This is a genomic window from Roseovarius sp. THAF8 (genome assembly GCF_009363735.1).
Lineage (GTDB): Bacteria > Pseudomonadota > Alphaproteobacteria > Rhodobacterales > Rhodobacteraceae > Roseovarius.
The window spans coordinates 898469-918411 of sequence record NZ_CP045410.1; the positions used below are offsets into that span (position 1 = coordinate 898469).

General features: G+C 66.0%; 20 protein-coding genes and 1 riboswitch. Of the genes, 5 read left to right on the forward strand and 15 right to left on the reverse strand.

All coding sequences use genetic code 11. The features are described from left to right. Positions 1-39: 39 nt before the first annotated feature. The 3 genes from FIU85_RS04400 to FIU85_RS04410 form a co-directional block, all read right to left on the reverse strand. Positions 40-912, reverse strand: coding sequence for a DUF1206 domain-containing protein (locus tag FIU85_RS04400; protein WP_172978050.1), 873 nt, complete (start codon positions 910-912; stop codon positions 40-42). 62 nt (positions 913-974) lie between these two features. Continuing rightward, positions 975-1505 carry a DUF6446 family protein gene (locus FIU85_RS04405; protein WP_152491897.1) on the reverse strand — a complete coding sequence of 177 codons (531 nt, stop codon included), beginning with the start codon at positions 1503-1505 and terminating at the stop codon, positions 975-977. Between the two features lie 22 nt (positions 1506-1527). Continuing rightward, entirely contained in the window at positions 1528-2457 is a 930-nt protein-coding gene (locus FIU85_RS04410; protein WP_152495993.1) for a glycine--tRNA ligase subunit alpha, read from the reverse strand. 164 nt (positions 2458-2621) lie between these two features. Between FIU85_RS04410 and FIU85_RS04415 the strand changes: the two genes are divergently transcribed. After that, entirely contained in the window at positions 2622-4391 is a 1770-nt protein-coding gene (locus FIU85_RS04415; RefSeq protein ID WP_152495994.1) for a serine protease, read from the forward strand. A gap of 145 nt (positions 4392-4536) precedes the next feature. Then, positions 4537-4833, forward strand: coding sequence for a hypothetical protein (locus FIU85_RS04420; protein WP_152495995.1), 297 nt, complete (start codon positions 4537-4539; stop codon positions 4831-4833). A gap of 94 nt (positions 4834-4927) precedes the next feature. On the opposite strand, the gene FIU85_RS04425 is transcribed toward FIU85_RS04420, so the two are convergent. From FIU85_RS04425 to metZ, 7 genes are all read right to left on the reverse strand, one after another. Then, positions 4928-6511 (reverse strand): 5-guanidino-2-oxopentanoate decarboxylase, encoded by a 1584-nt coding sequence (locus FIU85_RS04425; protein ID WP_152491893.1) that lies wholly within the window; start codon positions 6509-6511, stop codon positions 4928-4930. Continuing rightward, on the reverse strand, positions 6511-7956 hold the full coding sequence (locus tag FIU85_RS04430) for a TrkH family potassium uptake protein (protein ID WP_152491892.1): 1446 nt from the start codon (positions 7954-7956) through the stop codon (positions 6511-6513). Before FIU85_RS04430 ends, FIU85_RS04425 begins: the two co-directional genes overlap by 1 nt. 91 nt (positions 7957-8047) lie before the next feature. Then, complete coding sequence (locus FIU85_RS04435; protein ID WP_152491891.1) at positions 8048-8260, reverse strand: hypothetical protein; 213 nt, start codon at positions 8258-8260, stop codon at positions 8048-8050. A gap of 462 nt (positions 8261-8722) precedes the next feature. Further along, the gene (locus FIU85_RS22490) at positions 8723-8851 is read right to left on the reverse strand and encodes a hypothetical protein (protein ID WP_302849008.1); all 129 of its coding nucleotides are present in this window, start codon (positions 8849-8851) and stop codon (positions 8723-8725) included. A gap of 237 nt (positions 8852-9088) precedes the next feature. Next, positions 9089-9757, reverse strand: coding sequence for a hypothetical protein (locus FIU85_RS04440; protein WP_152495996.1), 669 nt, complete (start codon positions 9755-9757; stop codon positions 9089-9091). 168 nt (positions 9758-9925) lie between these two features. Then, positions 9926-11026, reverse strand: coding sequence for a GTP cyclohydrolase FolE2 (gene folE2 / locus FIU85_RS04445; protein WP_152495997.1), 1101 nt, complete (start codon positions 11024-11026; stop codon positions 9926-9928). 97 nt (positions 11027-11123) lie between these two features. Further along, positions 11124-12314 (reverse strand): O-succinylhomoserine sulfhydrylase, encoded by a 1191-nt coding sequence (gene metZ, locus FIU85_RS04450; RefSeq protein ID WP_152495998.1) that lies wholly within the window; start codon positions 12312-12314, stop codon positions 11124-11126. 58 nt (positions 12315-12372) lie between these two features. Beyond that, positions 12373-12450: riboswitch (SAM riboswitch) on the reverse strand. A gap of 149 nt (positions 12451-12599) precedes the next feature. Here metZ and FIU85_RS04455 point away from each other — a divergent pair. After that, complete coding sequence (locus FIU85_RS04455) at positions 12600-13592, forward strand: alpha/beta hydrolase (RefSeq protein ID WP_152495999.1); 993 nt, start codon at positions 12600-12602, stop codon at positions 13590-13592. Positions 13593-13738: 146 nt separating this feature from the next. Here FIU85_RS04455 and FIU85_RS04460 read toward each other — a convergent pair whose 3' ends face one another. From FIU85_RS04460 to FIU85_RS04470, 3 genes are read right to left on the reverse strand one after another with little or no spacing between them, the layout of a single operon-like run. Further along, positions 13739-14344 carry an inner membrane-spanning protein YciB gene (locus FIU85_RS04460; protein ID WP_152491886.1) on the reverse strand — a complete coding sequence of 202 codons (606 nt, stop codon included), beginning with the start codon at positions 14342-14344 and terminating at the stop codon, positions 13739-13741. A 17-nt stretch (positions 14345-14361) separates the two neighbouring features. Beyond that, complete coding sequence (locus FIU85_RS04465; protein ID WP_152496000.1) at positions 14362-15264, reverse strand: DMT family transporter; 903 nt, start codon at positions 15262-15264, stop codon at positions 14362-14364. Positions 15265-15303: 39 nt separating this feature from the next. Next, the gene (locus tag FIU85_RS04470; protein WP_152496001.1) at positions 15304-15828 is read right to left on the reverse strand and encodes a peroxiredoxin-like family protein; all 525 of its coding nucleotides are present in this window, start codon (positions 15826-15828) and stop codon (positions 15304-15306) included. 175 nt (positions 15829-16003) lie between these two features. Here FIU85_RS04470 and FIU85_RS04475 point away from each other — a divergent pair, with 175 nt between their 5' ends. Next, complete coding sequence (locus tag FIU85_RS04475) at positions 16004-16510, forward strand: MgtC/SapB family protein (RefSeq protein WP_254703003.1); 507 nt, start codon at positions 16004-16006, stop codon at positions 16508-16510. Positions 16511-16540: 30 nt separating this feature from the next. Here FIU85_RS04475 and FIU85_RS04480 read toward each other — a convergent pair whose 3' ends face one another. Together FIU85_RS04480 and ftsY are read right to left on the reverse strand one after the other, a co-directional pair. Beyond that, entirely contained in the window at positions 16541-17419 is an 879-nt protein-coding gene (locus FIU85_RS04480) for a hypothetical protein (protein ID WP_152496002.1), read from the reverse strand. Continuing rightward, on the reverse strand, positions 17419-18834 hold the full coding sequence (ftsY, locus tag FIU85_RS04485) for a signal recognition particle-docking protein FtsY (RefSeq protein WP_152496003.1): 1416 nt from the start codon (positions 18832-18834) through the stop codon (positions 17419-17421). Before ftsY ends, FIU85_RS04480 begins: the two co-directional genes overlap by 1 nt. A 97-nt stretch (positions 18835-18931) precedes the next feature. Here ftsY and FIU85_RS04490 point away from each other — a divergent pair, with 97 nt between their 5' ends. Next, positions 18932-19819 carry a lytic transglycosylase domain-containing protein gene (locus tag FIU85_RS04490; protein ID WP_152496004.1) on the forward strand — a complete coding sequence of 296 codons (888 nt, stop codon included), beginning with the start codon at positions 18932-18934 and terminating at the stop codon, positions 19817-19819. Positions 19820-19943 lie beyond the last annotated feature (124 nt).

The following is a 19943-nucleotide window of genomic DNA, read 5'->3' on the forward strand; positions in this document are numbered from 1 at the left end:
AACGGGCCTGCCGCGGCGCGGCAAGCCGATTGACGGCAATTAGCTGGCGGCAGCGCTCCGCGCCGTGGACTTGGCCCTCGCCTTGGCGGCCTGCGCCATGCTTTGAATGTCGCTGCTGTGGCCCACGCCCGGCACGATGCGATAGCGTGCCTCGACAAAGTTCTCGATGCCGAAGCCGATGATGCCCAGCGCGATCACGCCCAGCAGGACCCGCCCGCCGGTCATGCCGCGGATGTAGTCCAGCGCACCGCCGATCCCCATGGCCGAGGACGGATCGGAATTCATCGCCGCAAGGCCAAGGAACAGGCCGACGATGGCCAGGACGATGCCATAGCTCACGAACCCCCAGCGCAACAACGGCTCGAGCTTTTGCGTTGTCTCGTTGTTCTGGATGTACCGCTTGTACTTCTTCTTCCAGCCCTTGATCACATAGTGGACGCCCGCGCCCAGAATGCCGAGGGCCGCAGCGCCCACGATCCATTTACCGCCGGGCATCTGCATGACCTTCGCCGTCCAATCGGACGCGCCGCCGCCGCCGGAACTGCCGCCGACCCCCAGCGCCACTGACGCCATCGCGAACCCGAGACCCACGTGGATCAGCCCGGTCACCACCAGCGCAAGCCGCTGAAACAGGCCCTTTTCCTCGTCGCCGCGATTCTCAAGGTCGAAATAGGCCGCGATGAAGCGCCAGATGCCGTAGCACACGAACCCCAGCGCCACGAGCCACAGCAGGATCTGCCCGAACGGCGCATCGCGCAGCGTCTGCAACGCGCCCTTGGTCCCTTCGGCGTCGCCACCCCACAGGGCGGCGGACATCGTCAGCCCGCCGAGGATAAGGTAAACCAGCCCCCTTGCGGAATACCCCGCCCGCATCATCGGAATGACCCAGTCGGGTGCTCTCTGATCGGCCATTGCGCGTCCTCCGCGGCGTGTGGACATTGGTGGGACAGCGTGCGAAGCCGGTCTAAAGTTCCTTAATCTTCTGGATTATCTTCACGCGGCGGGCATTCCTCGCCCACCACGGTGCCGTCATAGGCCTTGTCGCCGCATTCGTTCAGCTCGTGCCAGGCATAGCCGCGCCCGTCCTCGGCGACGACGACGATGCGGTCGATTCCGTAATGGATGTTCTTCTCGCCCAGAAAGGCCAGCGCTGTGCCGGACTGCAGTTCCTCGGCAATCGCCTCGGCATCGAAACAGTCGAACCAGCCGGGTGCTGTCAGCGGCTCTGCGCCCTCGTACATCTCGTAGGTCTCGGTCAGCATCGCCTGGCTCATCTCGGTGGTGAAACAGGCGCGATAGCGGATCGGGCTGCTGGCGGCGTCGATGGCCTGGAAATCGTCGTAAAGCACCGGCTCGGGCGCGCCGGTGGCCAGATTCACCATGCGCACGTCATCGGTGCCGGTCGCCTCCACCGGCTCGTAGAAATGGTAGACCTGCAGGTAATACATGGCCGCCCCGGCCAGAAGTGCGATCATGACGATCCCGATCCCGATAACCTTGCCCATCAGTCGCCCCTTCCGCGCGGCGTCACGCGGCATACCCGGCATCGGCGGTCAGAACGTAGGCGTCGGCGCATTTCTTCGCCAGCGCCCTTACCCGCCCGATATAGGCCTGCCGCTCGGTCACGCTGATCACGCCGCGCGCGTCCAGAAGGTTGAAGATGTGGCTGGCCTTGATGCACTGGTCATAGGCCGGCAGCGCCATCACGATCCGGCGGCCGGTCTTGGGGTCGGTCTCGGGCTGGTCCAGGATGCGCTCGCATTCCTGTTCCGCGTCGATGAAATGCTGCAACAGCATGTCGGTGTCGGCCACGTCAAAGTTCCAGCGCGCATATTGCGCCTCGGCCTCGCGGAAGACGTCGCCATAGGAAAGCGGGATCGGCGCATCGGGGTCATTGAACGGCATCTCGTTGCCGTCGTCATAGCCCAGCACGTACATCGCCAGCCGTTCCAGCCCGTAGGTCAGCTCCCCCGACACCGGCGCGCAGTCATGCCCGCCCACCTGCTGGAAATAGGTGAACTGGCTCACCTCCATCCCGTCGCACCACACTTCCCATCCCAGGCCCCAGGCGCCCAGCGTCGGGCTCTCCCAGTCGTCCTCGACAAAGCGGATGTCGTGCAGGCCCATGTCGATGCCGATCGCTTCCAGCGACCCCAGGTAGATCTGTTGCAGGTTCGCGGGGCTCGGCTTGATGATGACCTGGTACTGGTAATAGTGCTGCCAGCGGTTCGGACTGTCGCCGTAACGCCCGTCCGTGGGCCGGCGCGACGGCTGCACATAGGCCGCCGACCACGGCCGCGCCCCCAGCGAACGCAAGGTCGTCGCCGGGTGGAACGTGCCCGCCCCCACTTCCATGTCGTAGGGCTGCATCACCGCGCAGCCCTGCGCGGCCCAGTAGGCCTGCAAACGCAGGATGATGTCCTGGAATGACCGCGGTTTGCCGGTGCTGTCGCTCATGGAATGTCCTCCGGGTCGCCCCTCGTGATGCTCGGCCCTTCCCTACGGCGCTCTCACCCAAGGGTCAATTGCCCTGAAAGGCCATATTTAGGATGCACGCGCCCGCAGATTTGCTAAAAAGCGGGGAAGAGCAGAAACAACACCGAACTCGGCAAGGGACGTACATGTCGCGCATCTTTCTTACCTTCGTATTCCTGGCCGTCGCCCTTGTGGCGCCGGTCGCCGCCAAGGCCCAGGTTTTCATCCAGATCGAGGCGCAACCCAGCCTTGCCCAGGCCGAGGCCAGCCTGCGCCGATACGCCGGACAGATGCAGGACGTGAACGGCTTTGCCTTGGGCGGCGGCTGGTACGGCATCGCCCTCGGCCCCTACAGCGAGGCGGATGCCAACACGATCCTGCGCAACCTGCGCTCGGCCCGGCTCATCCCCCGCGACAGCTACATTGCCGAAGAAAGCGAGTACCAGCGTCAGTTCTGGCCGGTGGGCGCGAACGTGCTGAACCGCCCCACCCGGCAGGTCGCCGAAGACACCGAGGATGCCACGACCGGCACCGGCGACCAGGACACGGCCCAGGCCGATCCCCAGCCACAGCCCCAGCCGCAGCCCGAAGCGTCGGATGAAACCGTCCGCGAGGCCCGCGCCGGCGAGGCGCTGCTGACCCGCGAGGAACGCGCCGCGTTGCAGGAAGCCCTGAAATGGGCCGGCTTCTACGGCGGCGCGATCGACGCGGCTTTCGGGCGCGGCACGCGCGGCTCCATGGCCCGCTGGCAGGAGGCCAACAATTTCGAGGCGACCGGCGTTCTGACGACCCGTCAACGCGCCGAGCTGTTCCGCCAGTACAACGCCGTGCTCGAAGGGCTGGACCTGCGCGTCGTGCGCGACACCGGCGCCGGTATCGCCATGAAACTGCCTACCGGCGTGGTGGAATTCACCAAGTACGAGCCGCCTTTCGCCCATTACGACGCCACCGGCGACATCGACGCCAAGGTCCTGCTGATCAGCCAGGAAGGCGACCGCGCCACGCTGGCGGGCCTCTACGACATCATGCAGACGCTTGAAATCGTGCCCGAGACCGGCCCGCGCAATCTCGACGGCGACGCCTTCACCCTGATCGGCGAGAGCGCCTATACCATCTCGCACACGCAGGCATGGCTGCGCGATGGCCAGATCAAGGGGTTCACGCTGGTCTGGCCCGCCGGGGACGAGGAACGCCGCACCCGGATGCTGGGCGAGATGCAGGAAAGCTTCTCGCGCCTCGACACCGTGCTCGACCCCGCCGCGGGCAGCAACGAGGTCCAGAGCATCAACCTGGTCGCCGGACTTGAAATCCGCACCCCCAAGCTCTCGCGCTCGGGCTTCTACGTCGATCGGTCCGGCACCGTCGTGACCACCTCCGAGGTCGTCGCGTCCTGCGGCCGCATCACCCTGGACGAAACCATCGAGGCCGAGATCCAGACCGCCAACGACGACACCGGCATCGCCGTGCTGCGCCCGCGCACGCCGCTGGCACCGCTGGCCGTGGCCGCGTTTCAGCAAAACGCCCCGCGCCTGCAATCGGACGTGGCCGTGGCCGGCTATTCCTACGGCGGCGTGCTGGGTGCGCCCTCGGTCACGTTCGGCCAGCTGGCCGATGTGCAGGGTCTCAACGGCGAGCGCGAGATGAAGCGCCTGGCGCTCAACGCGCTGGACGGCGACGCCGGCGGCCCCGTCGTCGATGCGGGCGGCGCCGTGGTCGGCATGTTGCTGCCCCACGACTCCGGCACGCGGCAACTGCCCGAAGGCGTCAGCTTTGCCGCCAATGCCGAGACGATACGCCAGGTGCTGGAACAGGCCGGCGTCACCCCCTCGGCCACCAACGGCGACGGCCAGATGCCGCCCGAGAGCCTGTCGGAACGCGTTTCCGGCATGACCGTTCTGGTCAGCTGCTGGGAATAACGAAAAACCGCTTAAAACCGATCACGAAGCCCGCCTTGACGCCACATTCCGGCCAAAGGCGGGCCACCGGCGGCCCCGATACCACGCGTCAGGTGGTGTGGGGCCACGGCCGCACGATGCGGCCCGTCAACCGGAGTGGATCGACATGTTCAAATCAACCGTTCTCGGCGCGCTCGCGCTCGGCTTTTCCTTCGCCACGACCGCAACGACTGCCAGGGCCGACCTGGCGGCGGATGTCGCGGCTTCCCTGCACCTCGCCCGCGATAGCGGGGCCGCTCCCGCGCTGAACCACCAAGGGCAATGGTGGACCCATCCCAAGGGCTGCGAATATTCCCGCGCCGGTCGCGGCGGCGAGGTTGTCTGGTACCTGATCATCAACACCGCCCGCCCCGGCTGCCCGGCCTATATCGTCAGCTACAGCCCCTATAACGACGTCTATTGAGCGTGTCGGGCCCCGCGACCTGGGTCTTCGAGAACCGATGAAAGTCCGGGATGCGCCGCGCGTTCACCGGCCCCGACATACGCGTCGCCCGCCGTCAGCCCCCGATCCCGGCCTTGACGTGAATCAGCGTCGGGCGGTCCGCGTCGAACGCCCCGCGCACCGCCCGCCCCATGTCCTCCAGGCTGCCGGGCTGCACGGCATGGGCGCCATAGGCCTGCGCCAGCGCACAGAAATCCGGGTTGCGCGCGACCACCGCGTTGGGCGCGATCTGGGACCGGATCATCGCGTCTTCGATCTCTTTCAGCTTCCCGTTGTCCCACAGGATGATCGGCAGCGGCAGGCCATGCTCGACCGCCGTGCCCAGCTCTTGCATGGTGTATTGAAATCCGCTGTCGCCGCAGATGGCCAGTGTCGGTTTTCCATCCCGCGCGATGGCCCCGCCGATGGCGGCAGGCATACCGTAGCCCAACGTGCCGTATCCGAAGGGATGATGCCAATGGCCGGGCCGGTCCATCGGCCAGACCTCCTTGGCGGCATAGGCAAACTGCGTCATGTCCGAATAGATCATCGTCTCAGCCGGGCAAGCCTGGTGGAGCGCATCGACAACGGGCACGATCCCAGGTCGCTCGGCCACCACCTCCGCCCGCCAGCGGGTCTTGGTGGCCGCCACCTCCGCCGCATCCCATTTCGGTTCGGCGCGCTCGGGCAGGCTCTCGGCCAGCGCCGCCAAGAACGCGCCCGCGTCGGACAGGATGCACAACTCCGCGCGGGGGTGCTCCAGTTCGACGGGGTCGACATCCACCCGGATCATGCGGCCCTTGTGGCCCAATTCGTCCCGCCACAGATCGATCTCGGACAGCTCCGAACCCACGACCAGAACCAGGTCGGCCCGCGCCAGCACCTCGGCGCTATCGGGCCGCGCCAGGTAAGCCCCGAAATCGAGCGGAAGATCGGCCCCCACCACACCACGCCCGGCATAGGTGGTGATCGTCGCCGCCCCGCTGCGCTCGACCACCGCCCGGGCCGCTTCGCCTGCCCCTACGCTGCCGCCGCCAAACAGGATCATGGGCGTGCTGGCCTCTTGCAGTGCCTCGGCCACAGCTGCCACGTCCTCGGCCCGTGCCACGGGCCGCTTGGCGCGCGCCTCGACAGGGGTCGGTGCTGGATCGGCAAGGCTGCCGCCCAGGGCGATCGGTACCTGCAAGTGCTTTGTGCGCGGCCTGGCGGAGGTAAACTCGTTGAACGCGCGCTCGATCAGGCCATAGGTCGCCCCCGCCGATTTCACCTCAAAGCTCCAGTCGCAGATGCAGCGCGCCGCACCCTCCTGGTCGATCATCTGGTGCAACTGTCCGCGCCGCGCCGCCGTCTCGTCCAGGCAGCTCGAGATCACCAGCATCGGCACGCTGTCCGAATAGGCCTGCCCCATCGGCGTCATCACGTTGGTCAGCCCCGGCCCGGTGATGACATAGGCCACCCCCGGCTTGCCCGAGGCCCGGGCATAGCCGTCGGCCATGAACCCCGCCCCCTGCTCGTGCCGCGCCAGCACGTGGCGGATGCCCGCCTCCTCGATGCCGCGATACATCTCCACGTTATGCACGCCGGGAATACCGAAGATCACGTCGACCCCGCGGGCCTTCAACATGTGGGATATCTGCGCACCGAGCGGTCGTTGGGTCATCAGGCTCTCCAGAATGACAGTGTGAAAATGGCGTAGACGGCCAGCATCTCCAGCCGCCCGATCAGCATCGCGGCGATCAGGATCCACTTGGCCGTGTCGTTGAGCGGCTGGAAGTTCCCCGAAGGCCCGATCACCTCCCCCAGCCCCGGGCCGATATTGGCCACTGCCGTCGCGGCCCCCGACACCGAGGTGGTGAAATCCAGGCCCGTCATGCCAAGCGCCACGGCCACCAGCCCCAGTGTGACCACGAAGAACACGAAGAAGGACATGACCGACGTCAGAACGTCATCGGAAATCGGCCGGCCGTCATAGCGCGGCGTGAACACGCCATGCGGCGAATAGATCCGCTGCAACTGCGCCCTGACCGAGGCGAACAGCAACTGGTAGCGGAAGATCTTGATCGAACAGCTGGTCGACCCGGCGCAGCCCCCGATCAGGCCAAGGAAAAAGAACACCGCGATCAGGAAGGTTCCCCATTCCATGTAGTCCACGCTGGCATAGCCCGTGCCGCTGATGATCGAGGTGATGTTGAACGCCGCCTCGCGCAGCGCCTGTTCGGGATGGTGCGGAAAGATCGACATCAGGATGACGGCGGTGCCCACGATCAGGACACCGATGGTCATCAGGAAGGCCCGGACCTGACTGTCCTTCAACAGAACGTTGCTCCCGCCCAGCAATTGCACGTAACGCACGAAGGGCAGTGCCGCGAGGATCATGAACGCCGTCGCCACCCATTCCGCCGGCCCCTGGAAGGTGCCGAAGGACGCATCATAGGACGAAAAGCCGCCCGTCGACACCGTCGTCAGCGCGTGCATGGTGGCGTCGAACGCGTTCATCCCCGTCATCATGTAGCAGGCCGTACAGGCCAGCGTCAGCCCGAGGTAGATCACCGAGATGCGCGACGCGATCTCGGTCGCGCGCGGCAGGATCTTTCCCATCGTGTCGAACGCTTCCGAGCGGAAGATCTGCATCCCGCCGACCCGCAATTCGGGCAGGAACACCATCGCCACGATGACGATCCCGATCCCCCCCAGCCATTGCAGGATACCGCGCCACAGGTTCAGCCCCTTCGGCAGCGTGTCCAGCCCCGACAGGACCGTCGAGCCGGTCGTCGTGAGGCCCGACATCGCCTCGAAGAAGGCATCCACCAGGCTCGAATTGGTGGCCCCGAACATGAACGGCATCGCGCCGAAGATCGGCAGGATCACCCAGACCCCGGTCGTCAGAAGGAATGTCTGCTGAATGGTCAGGCCTTCGCGCACGCCGTTCCTGCACGACAGCGCCACAAGGCCACCGACCAGAACCGTCAGGATCGCGCTTTCCGCGAAAACCTGCCAGTGGCCGCGCCCTTCCGCGATATCCACCATCATCGGCAGGACCATCGCCAAGCCCAGCGCCATGACCGTCAGGCCAATCACATATCCAACCGGGCGAAAATCCACCATGGAGCAAAGCCTTGGCCCCGGTTCTGAGCTATGTCAAGCCGCTCCGCGGGGGCCCGGCCTGGCCGGAACCCCCAAGGAACGGGAAAGGCAATCAGGCGTAGAACAGGTCCTGGAAGACGTGGCGCACGATGTCTTCGCGCTTGATGCCCATCTCTGCCAGTTCTTCGTCGCTCTTCGCCGTGAGTTCCTCGATCAGGCTGCGACGCGACATGATGCGCGCGTGCTGGTCGAAACGGTCCACGATGCCGTGAAACAAGCGGGTAAAAAAGCCGCCTTGATCAAGATTGGTTGTGCTAGTCGCCATTTGGAAACCTCAAGAATGTTGCTTCGGTTTCCTCCCTGACACCAAGGTAGGCCAAACGATCGGTCAGCACCACTGCCATACCCGAAACCCAGACTTGCAACTGGTGCAACCCCGCGGGGTGCGCCCGACCGGCGGGACCGCATCGGCCGCCTCCGAGCGTAGGGGCGGAACGCAAGTCCTTACTGTCATGTGGGAATTTCGCCAAAGCAGCGTCTCGCCGGACGGCAGACGACACGTTCGGGCCACCTCGACGCCCTCGCCCCGATGCCCCTGTTGCCCCGCTACCGCAAGAGCCTGGTCGCGACTCAAACCGCCCTCGGGACCAGGTGCCGTTGCAGGCGTCCCAAAGGGCGGCGTCGTCATCGGGCCGGTCACAGGCCCTTTCGTTCGCGATGGGTCAGTGCGCCCTGCAAGGCGCTGACAGGCACCGGCCAGACATCCCGGTCCGGCAGCCTCCGGCGCTCAGGCCGCCCATTCGATCTGGGTCTTGCGCGTCATGGCCTGGGTCAGTTTCCGCAGTGCCTCGGGAATTTTGCGAAACAGGCGATTGAGACCGTGGTCATAGTTCAGGTTGGTTGTGCTGGTAGCCATCTTGGAAACCTCGTGTGTTGATCTTTCAGTTTCCTCCCTGGTCGACAGGTATACCTGCAGACCACGGACGACCACTTTCAAGGTGGAAGCCCCGGTTTGCATTCTGTGCAAGGCTCGAAGGTCCGGGCGGGTTTCCGGCGGCCACGACCTCACCGGAACAGGAAAGCGCGGCCACCGCTTCAGCAGGGGCCGCGCCTATTCTGTCTTCGCATCATCCGATCCGGCTGACGCCGCGAGTTACGAATCCGCGGCCTTGTCGGGATCGGCGAACCGATCGGGCATCGCCGGCGGGGCCGAGGGCTGGCGCGGGCGCTTGGCGCCACTGTCATTTTCCGTGCCGGCCTCGGGCTTGGGAAAGGCTGTCACGTTGCTCGTCTCGAGTTTGGCCGCGCCCTGGCTCGCTGGCTGCGGGGCCGGCGCCGGCTCAGGTTTTGCCGGCGTGTCTGCCGCCTTTGCCGGGGCCGGCTTGCTCGCCGGTTTCGAGGGCGTCTTGTCCACCGCCGGTGTCGCAGCCGCCTTGGCAGCGGGTTTGGTCGCCGGCGTCGCGGCTGGTTTCTCTGCCGGCTTGGCTGCGGGTTTCGGGGTCGTTTTCGCCGCGGCCTTCGAGGCCGGTTTGGCCCCCGCGTTGGGCGCGGGCTTGGCCGTCGCCCTTGCCGCCGGCTTCGATGCGGTCTTTTTGGGGGCCGGCTTTGCCGCGGGTTTCGCCGCGGGCCGCGACTTGGCGGCCGGTTGCGCCCGCACCGGGGCCAGGGCCGGCAGGTCAAAGGCCAGACCCATGAACTGAAGCTGGGATTCATAGGTGGCGCGTCCAAGCACCTGCATCACTCTCAGCTGCTTTTCCACGATCATGCCGCTCAGCTGCAGGCCCATCAAGGACGCCCTCAGCGGTGCCGAATACATATCCATTGCTCTATCCCGTTTTGAATCGCCCCTGCGGGCAAGATTGCACGGGAGTTATACCAGCTTTGCACGTGCAGAAAAGGTTATGCCGCGTCGCAGCTAGCGTCGCGACCGATTCCGGCGGGCTTTTGCCAAAGGTTTCAGCACAAAACGCGCCTACACCCCCCACGCGGCCTATCCGACGTGAAACAGCGTCGTGAACAGCTTCGGATCCAGGCTTTCCGACGCAAAGGTCGGGCCTTTCGTCGTGATGCTGACCGCGTCGTGGCTGTGCAGGCTTTCCTGGTGGCTCGCGATCACGCGGAAATCGCCGATCCGCGCGTCGTTCAGCAATTGCTCGGAAAAGAGCCGCGCCGCATCCTCGACGAAGATCGGGTTGGCCGCGTTCAACTCGGCAAAGGCCTGTTCGTCCTCGCGCTTGACCATGACTTGGGTCTCTGTCGCCACCGCCGTGCGGGCCAGTTCGATCAGATCCTCGAACCACAGGCACTCCTCGCCCACAACCTCGACCGAAATCCGCGCCACCGAGCGCTGCGAATGCGGGGTCGCCAGCTGCCCCCGCGCCTGCCGCGCATGTTCGCTCAGTTCCAGCGAACAGGGGCAGGTCGAAGAATAGACATAGTCGAAATGCATGAACTTGCGCCGCACCCCGTCATGCTCGACCAGCTCCATCGCGATGTCGTAATACTGGTATCCCTCCAACCCGGACCGCAGCGAGGTGATCTTCATCGGGAAGGAAAACCGCATCTGGATACGCGCATCTATGCTGTCGAGGTCCGAGATATAGTCTTCCAGCGCCGCCTCGATCACCTCGAAGCTGAAGGTCCGCTCGGCGTGCTTGTAAAAGCTGCGCATGATGCGGGACATGTTGATGCCCTTTTTCTCGGCCTCCAGGCTGACCGAGCCGGTGACCGAGGTCTCAAGCGTCAGGTCGCCGTTTTCGCGGGTGTGAAAGTTGATCGGCAGCCGGAAATTCGAGATCCCGACATGCTGCAACTGCTGCCGTGCCCCCTTGATCAACGACGACGGGCCGTTCTGCAGATCGGGCATGCTAGCCTTGTAGGCCGCGTCGGGCTTGAAATCCTCCGGGTAGTCGCGGCGCAGAGCCGGGTAATTCGACAGCTCGCCCTGCGGCAGAAGCCGGGCAATCGCCGGATCGAGATCCGCCACCTCCTCTGGCGTGGCCGTTTCCGCCCACGCGCGCAGAATGTCCAACGCCTCCTTGGCGTCGCTGCGGTCCGCAACCTTCTTCATGTCACTCGGGTGCACATTCATGGTCGGGTCCTCGCTCGCTGCCGACAGCACCGTATCTATGCCAGATCACGGTAAATTACCACTTTGACATGAGATACGTCAGAAACGCTGTCTTGGATCACTGTTGCGTCACCGCCTCCAGCGCCTGGCTCACGTCCGCCACCAGGTCCTCTGCATCCTCGATCCCCACGCTCAGCCGTATGAGACCCGGCGTGATGCCCAGCGCGTCTTTCTGTTCGTCCGACAGTCGCTGGTGCGTCGTCGTCGCCGGATGGGTCGCGATGGATTTCGCGTCGCCGAGGTTGTTCGAGATCACCACGATCTCCAGCGCGTTCAGGAACCGGAACGCCGCCGCCTGCCCGCCCTTGATGTCCAGCGCGATGACCGTGCCGCCCTTGCCCATCTGGCGCTTGACCAGATCGTGCTGCGCGTGGCTGGCGTGCCCGGGGAAGATCACCCGCTCCAGCGCCGGATGCCCCTGCAGCGCATCTGCGAGGGCCAGCGCATTGTCGGCCTGCGCCCGCACCCGCAGGTCGATCGTCTCCAGCCCTTTCAGCATCACCCACGCGGTGAAGGGCGACATCGAACCGCCCGTATGCTTCATGTACGGCTCGACCGTCTTGCGGATATACTCCTCGGTGCCCAGGATCACACCGCCCAGCGCGCGGCCCTGCCCGTCGATATGCTTGGTCGCGGAATAGACCACCACATCGGCCCCCTGCGCCACGGCACGGGAAAAGACCGGCGTGGCAAAGACGTTGTCGACCACCACCTTGGCCCCCACGGCATGGGCGATTCCGGCCACCGCTTCCACGTCCACGACCTCCAGCGTCGGGTTGGCGATGGTCTCGAAAAAGACGACCCGGGTGTCGTCCCGCACCGCCGCGCGCCACGCCTCGATGTCGGTGCCGTCGACAAAGGTCACCTCAACGCCATAGCGCGTCAGGATCTCCTCCAGCACGTAAAGGCAGGACCCGAAGAGCGCCCGCGCCGACACCACGTGATCGCCCGCCTTCAGCATCGAGATCAGCGCGCCGCTGACCGCCGCCATGCCGCTCGCCGTGGCGAACGCGGCTTCCGCGCCTTCGAGCGCGGCGATTCGGTCCTCGAACATGGCCACCGTCGGGTTGCCGTAGCGGGCATAGATGAACTCGTCATCGCCCGCCTGCACGAACCGCGCCGCGGCGGCCTCGGCACTGTCATAGACGAATCCCTGCGTCAGGAATATCGCCTCGCTCACCTCGCCGTACTGGCTGCGTCGCGTTCCGCCATGCACCAGCTTGGTGCGTCTGTTCCATTCGTTTTTCATCATCGACCTCCGGGCGATCCGCCCAAAAAATAAAGCTCCCAAGCTGGTCAAGCGAAAGGGAGCTTTCATCCTGACCTTTTAGCGGAGATGTTTAACGTGGCCCGCAATCCGGTAACAAATCGCCACGTCTTTGCTCTACGCCCCCAAGCGCGGCCCGTCAACCGATAGCTGCGCCGCGCCGCTGTGGCCCGGTGGCACCGTCACGGTGATGTAACCCAAGCTTCAATCAACCGTCATATGGCTGGAGTAACTGCTGCCCACAAGATGTAGTAGAAAGGGTCGAAGATGCCGCTCTTGCAGATCGACGCCACGCCTCTTGGTCCGTGCCTGCACGGCAGCGAAGAGGCGCCGCTGCCCAGCCTTCGCCGCGCCTTGGTCCGCCCCGGCCCGATCATCGTCATGACGCACGGTTTCAAATACGCCCCCGGCCATCCCGCCGCCTGCCCGCACAAGCACATCCTCGCGCTCGATCCCGACATCCGCACGTGGAAGGCGAAAAGCTGGCCGCGCGGGCTGGGGTTCGGGGCGGACAGGCCCGACGAAGGGCTGGCGATCGGCTTTGGCTGGTCCGCCCGCGGCACCATCTGGAATGCCTACCGACAGGCTGAACGGGCCGGGCTGTGCCTTGCGGAGCTCGTGACGATGATACGCCGGGTGGCGCCGGACCGCCCCGTGCACCTGGTGGCGCATTCGATGGGCGCGCGCGTGGCGCTCGGGGCGCTGCCGCACCTGCGCGCCGGCGCGATCGGTCGCGTCCTGCTGCTCAACGGGGCCGAATACGGCACCGCCGCCCGGGCCGCCATCGAAAGCGAGGCCGGCCACGCCGCCGAGATCATCAGCGTCACCACGCGCGAGAACGACCTCTTCGATTTCCTGATGGAACGCCTGATCTCGGCCCCCGAACACGGCGACCGCAGCCTTGCGCAGGCCCTGCCGCAACGCCCCAACACCCTGACCGTGCAGCTTGACCACCCCGACACCCTGCCCTCGCTGGAACGCGCGGGTTTCCGCGTGGCGCCCGGGCGGGCGCGGTTCTACTGTCACTGGTCGACCTACCTGCGCGACGGGCTGTTCGATTTCTACCGCGCCCTGCTGCGCGAGCCTCGGCATGTCACGCTGTCGCGGCTTCGCGCGCAACTGCCCGACATGCCCGATCCGCGCTGGTCGCGGGTGCTGCCCTGGCCCCGACCCGCGCTGCCTGCCTGGCCGTTCCTGTCCCGGGCGTCTCAGGCGGGGCTGTCGTCGGGCGGCATCACCAGCAATACGGTGAGCCAATAAGCGGCGTGGACCGCGAAGGCCGCGATCATCATCGCCGACATCCATCGCGGCGCATGTCATGCCGCCCTGCGTGCCGGATCAATGGGGCGACAGCTTGGCCCGCAGGGTTTCAAGGACCCGACTAGACGAAACGGCCGCCGAACGGATCAGGACTTGCCGCCGTCATCCGTGCCATGCTCGGCGATCAGCTTGCCCTGCATCATGAAGAACACGAACATCGCCGCCATCAGGCCGAAGGTCTTGAAATAGACCCAGGTTTCCTCGCTCTGCGTGCGCCAGACCAGCTCGTTCAGCGCCGCCATGGCAAAAAAGAAGATCGTGATTCGCCGGGTCAGGATCATCCAGCCCGCGTCGGTCAGCGGCATCAGCCCGTCCATCACGTATTGCAGATAGGACCGCCCCCGCAGCAGGCCGATGCCCAGAACCGTGCCAAAGAACAGGTATATGATCGTAGGTTTCATCTGGAAAAATTTCGGATCGTTCAGCCACACCGTCAGCCCGCCGAAGACCACGACCAGAACCGCCGTCAAGATCTGCATCTTCGACAGGTGCCCCGTCAGCTTCCACATCAGCGCGGTCGAGGCCAGCAGTACCGGGATGAATACCGCCGTGATGACGATGAAGCCTTCGTATTCGGTCCCGCCGATGGTGAACACGCGGTCCTTCAGCATCAGGTAGGCCACGAAGAACCCCAGCACCGGGCCGAATTCCAGCACCGCCTTCAGTTTGCCATTCGCGTTCTTGTCGTCCATCGCCTCGCCTTTCCGTTTCAGCCGCCACTCTCAACTATGACCGCGCCGGCTGCAATCAATGCCATCAGCGCGATCCGCCGCGGCCCCACCGTTTCCTTCAGGATCAGCCACCCGATCAGGGCGGCGAACACCGTCGAGGTCTCGCGCAGCACCGCCGCCTCGCCCACCTTGTCCAGCCGCGTGGCCATCATGATCGACCCGAAGGAAAAGAACGCGATGACCCCGCCGGCAAACCCGCGCAGCATCAGCGGCCCGGGCTCGGGCGGGGTCTCCATCCCGCGCCAGCGGCGATAGGCAATGACCGGAAAGGTCAGCCCGTCGATCATGAAGAACCACGCCAAGAACGTGAACGGGTCCGCGGTGGCCCGGATGCCGTAGGCGTCGTAGGTGGTGTAAAGCGCCACGAAAAGCCCGGTCAGCACCGCCAGCCCCAGCGCGGCGGGCATGGTCTCCCGGTCCAGCTTGATCGTGCGCAGGTTATAGATCGCCAGGCCATAGATCCCGGCCAGCAGCACGCCCACGCCGGTCCATTGCACCGCGTTGAAGGTCTCGCCGAACAGCAGGTAGGCCCCGATCACGGTAAACAGCGGCCCCGTGCCCCGCACCACCGGATAGACCACCGTGTAGGCGCCGCGCATGTAGGCCATCGCCTGCAATATCTTGTAGAGCGTGTGGATCAGCCAAGCGGTGGCGAATATCGGCCACAAATGCGGCTCGGGCCACGGCACCACCAACAGGGCGAACGGCGCCGCCATCAGCGCGTAGGACCCGTCGATCGCCCCCCGCGTCAGCCACGGATCGTGCCGCCCTTTCTGCAACGCCCCGAAGAGAGCGTGCAGGACCGCGGCCAGCAAGGCCAGCCCGAGGGCAAGCTGGTGACCGGCCTCGGTCCCCTCAAGCGAGACGATCCATTCGCTCATGCGCCGGTGTCACACCCCCCGCGCGGTCCCGTCCGCCCTTCAGCCTTCATGCGTGCCCCGGATGGGATAGTCGTTATCCAGGACGTACCTGATCCGCGACGGCAACTTCTCCAGCTCCGGGCGCAGGAACGGCGCGTTCGAGATATCCACCATGTGCAAATCGCCCTCCGGATTGACCAGGAACAGGCCGGGTTCCGCGAAGGGCCGGTCGGTTTCCTCGGGCGAGCGCGGGTCCGAGACATAGAGCCCCAGCGCCTGCATCTGCGCCACGTCCATCCCGTACCCCAGCGGTACCGAAAGGGAAAGGTCCGCCCGCATTTTCCGCGCCTTGGCTTCCGTATCGGCCGAGACGGCCACCACCTCGATCCCCATATCCGCGAATTCCTGCAGCTTCGGCTCCAGGTCCTGCAGGTACTGGCGGCAGATCGGGCAGTGGATCCCACGATAGACGAAAATCAGGTGCCACGGCAGTGCCTCGGGCTTGCCAAGGCGGATCGTCCCGCCGTCCAGGCGGTCGATCTCGATCACGGGAAACGCGGCGGCGGATGACAGGGCGTCGGGCATGAGAAAGCTCCTATTCCAGGGGTGCGAGCCGCGGTCTGCGGCATCGACGTCAGGCTTACCTCGTCTCGGAAACCGGCAATTCAAGCCCTGCCTCCCGCGCCATGCGGGCAAACCCGCCAAACGGCCCCTTTGGCGACGCGACGGAACCCTGACAGCACTGCAAAGTTGATCCTCCATGCAACCCATGCTCGCGGCATTCATGGACCAGATCGTGAACGAGGTGCAGGGCACGTTCTCAGTGGTCCCGGCCTCGGTCGCCTTCGCGCGCCTGAGCGTCGCCGTCGTGCTCGGCGCTTTCATCGGGTTCGAACGCGAGATGCGCGACAAGCCCGCCGGCCTGCGCACGCATATCCTGGTGTCCGTCGCAGCCTGCCTGTTCGTGATCATCGGCCGCGAACTGGCCGCGCTCGATTTCAGCGGCGGCAACAGCGAGCAGCGTAACGATCCCATCCGCATGATCGAGGCGGTGACAGCCGGCGTCGCCTTCCTTGCCGCGGGGCTCATCTTTACCGCGGGCGACAAGGTGCGCAACGTCACCACCGGCGCCTCGCTCTGGCTCGCCGGCGCCGTGGGCCTTGGCTGCGGCGCGGGCCAGATCCCGCTGGCCGCCATGGCTGCTGCCATCGTCGTGATCGTGCTCTTCGTGCTGGGCCAGATCGAGAAGTTGATGGGCACGCACTGACCGTGCCTCCCCCCGCGTCGGGTCTGCGTTTCAGTCCCGGGGGGCCCAGGTCGCCTCGATCCGCACCCCGCTCAACAGCAGCGCGGCCGCGTCCTTCACATCCTCATCGCTGACACTTTCCCCAAGCCGCATTCCGCCCCCGGCCAACTGGATCATGCCCATCCCCGCCTCCGACGTGGCGCGCAGCTCCAGCGTGCCGTCCTGCGCCGGGGCGGCCTCCAGAAAGGCGACCAGCGCCGCGCGGCTCTCCTCCGACACGGTGTCGTCTGGCAACACGCGCACCACCTCGCGCATCAACGCCAGCTGCTCTTGACCCGCAAGGCCCGCGCTCAACGCCCGCGACAGTTCCGGCGTCGTGTCCAGCGACAGGGCCGCCTCGCGGATCCGCATCCCCCCGATGGTGATCTGCATCCGCTTCAGCCCCGACAGGTCGATCCCCCCGCCAACAAGGCTGAATTTGGCCGCGCCAAGCGCGCCGAAATCAAAGTCCATCGCCCGGATCGCGAAATCCAGCGTTTCCGGGTCACGCTCGGCCATCACGGTCAGGCCGGCCATCGCGCCAGCCCGCTCCGGCGGCAAGTCCATTCCGAACGCCTCGATCATGTCGATGCCGGAAAAACGCGCCTCCAGGCTTTCCGGAAAACCGCTTTCCTCGATCGCTTGCGTAACGCCGGTCGCGCGCCACTCCAATTCCGAGAAATCCTTGTCGCGCAGATCCGCCACGCTGCGGTCGATCCGGCACCAGCCGTCATCGGTGACCATGGGCTCGATGGTCTGGAACCTTGACGCCTGCCCCATCGCCGCGTTGACCGCCTGCCAGCCCGTCCGACAGGTCTCCCGGTCCATCACCGGCTGGGCCTGCACGGCCACCGGCAGAACAAGGCCCAGGCTCATCACGAGCCGCCGCATCATGCCTCCAGACCCGTCAGCGCGTTGGCGAAATCCTCCGGGTCGAACGGCGCCAGGTCGTCGATCTGCTCGCCCACCCCGATGGCGTGGATCGGCAGACCGAACTTGTCGGCCAGCGCCACCAGCACGCCGCCCTTCGCGGTGCCGTCCAGCTTGGTCATCACCAGCCCCGAGACATCGGCCAGTTCCTGGAACGTCTTGACCTGGCTCAGCGCGTTCTGCCCGGTGGTGGCGTCGAGCACCAGCAGGGTGTTGTGGGGCGCATCCGGGTCCTTCTTGCGGATGACGCGCACGATCTTGGCCAGTTCCTCCATCAGGTCGGCGCGGTTCTGCAATCGCCCCGCCGTGTCGATCATCAGCAGGTCCGCACCGTCCTTTTCCGCCTTGTCCATCGCATCGAAGGCAAGGCTCGCCGGGTCGCTGCCCTCGGGCGCGGTCAGCACCGGCACCCTCGCGCGGTCGCCCCAGACCTGCAACTGCTCCACCGCGGCGGCGCGAAACGTGTCGCCCGCGGCGATCACCACCGACTTGCCCGCCGCCTTGAACTGGCTCGCCAGCTTGCCGATGGTGGTGGTCTTGCCGGATCCGTTGACCCCCACCACCAGCACCACCTGCGGACGCTTGGGGTACAGCGGCATGGGCTTGGCCACCGGCTCCATGATCCGCGCGATCTCGCGCGCCAGAAGCTCCTTGATCTCCTGGCTCGACAACCTCCGCCCCATCCGCCCCTCGGCCATGTTCGCGGTGACGCGCAGGGCCGTGTCGACCCCCATATCGGCGGTGATCAGCAGCTCTTCGAGCTGTTCCAGCATATCGTCGTCGAGCACCCGGCGCACCACCGTTTTGGCCTCGCCCCGGCCCAGAAGACGCCCCAGGATACCCGCGCGCGCGGCAGGCGCGGCCTCGCTCTTCGGCGTGTCGGGCGGGATCTCGATCGGCGTCGGCATGGGCTGCGGATCGGGCGCACGCACGGGGTCTTCCAGGGGCGGAGTCTGCGGCACCTCCTGCGGCGCGGCTGGCGGCACCTCGCTCGGCGGCGCGGGAACTTCCGGCGGCGACGGGTCGGGACGCGGCTCCGGCGGAGGCGTCGGACGCGGCTCGGGCCGTGGCTCGGGGTCCGGGTCCGGGTCGGGCTCCGGGTCAGGCTCGGGCTCCGGGTCAGGCTCGGGCTCTGGTTCCGGGTCAGGCCTCGGCTGAGGTTCTGGTTCCGGCTCAGGCGCCGGTTCCGGCTCAGGAGTCGGCTGAGGGTCAGGCTCCGGCTCAGTTTCCGGCGCAGGCTCCGGCTTTGGGTCCGGTTCCGCCGCCTCGGTCAGCTCCTCGGCCTCGCCCCCGTCCTCGACAATCGCGTCCAGCCCTTCCTCCAGCTTCGAGGAAGACTTGAACAACCGATCCTTCAGCTTGCGGAAAAACGCCATTGAGACACCCCTGCTTTCTGACCTCTCCAGTTAAACCGCCCCGCCCCCGATGAAAACCCACCATTGACAAGGGCGTCCCGCACGCAACCATGCCGACATGCTTCTTCGCCTCGTCCTTCTCGTCTCGATGCTGGTCCCCGGCCCCGCGCTGGCGACGCCGCCCGACACGATCTGTTCCACCGACAAGTGGGGGCCGCCCCTGTGCATCCGCAAGGCGCATTTCGTCTACGACACCTGCAACGCCATTGAGACCTTCGCCACCCGGCACGGGCTCGACCCGCATTTCTTCGCCCGCCTGATCTGGCAGGAAAGCCGTTTCGATCCCAACGCGCTCAGCCCCGCCAACGCCCGCGGCATCGCCCAGTTCATCCCCTCAACGGCCAGGCTGCGCGGCCTCTCGGACCCCTACAACCCCGCCGAGGCGCTGGAGCATTCCGCGCAGTACCTGGCCGAAATGGCCCGGCGCTACGGCAATCCCGGCCTCGCCGCCATCGGCTATAACGGCGGCGAGCGCCGCGCCGAAGGGCTGATCGCCGGCACCGGCGGGCTGGCGCAGGAGACCGTCGACTACGTTCGCATCATCACCGGCGTCCCCTACCCCAACTGGACCGAAGAGCCCGTGCCGACACCCGATCTGCGCCTGTCACAAGATCTGCCCTTCGACAAGGCGTGCTTTGACCTCGCCCGCAACCGCCGCATGACCGCGCTCAAATCCTACCTGCCCAAGGTCAAACCCTGGGGCATCCAGATGGCCTTTGGTGTCACCAAGAAAGCGTCCCTGGCCAAGTTCAGGGCCCAGACCCGCGCCTGCGCCGGCCTGATCGGCAAGGAAGACCCCGACCTGCTGTTCCAGAAAAGCCGCGCCAGCCCCAAGGGCGGCTATTTCATGGCCCGCCTCGGCCGCGACAGCCGCGATGCGGCCTGGCGCGACTGCGCGAAATTCAAGAAGGCGGGCTGCATCTGCGCCGTCTACCGCAACGACTGACCGGATCACGCCCGGCCCACGGCGCACGTCCAAGCTCCCACCCTCAATCAAAAGCAGAGTACATACCCCCAAAATCATCCCTAGGGGTATAAACCTTGCTCCCTCGTCACGCCGCCGCAGGTTT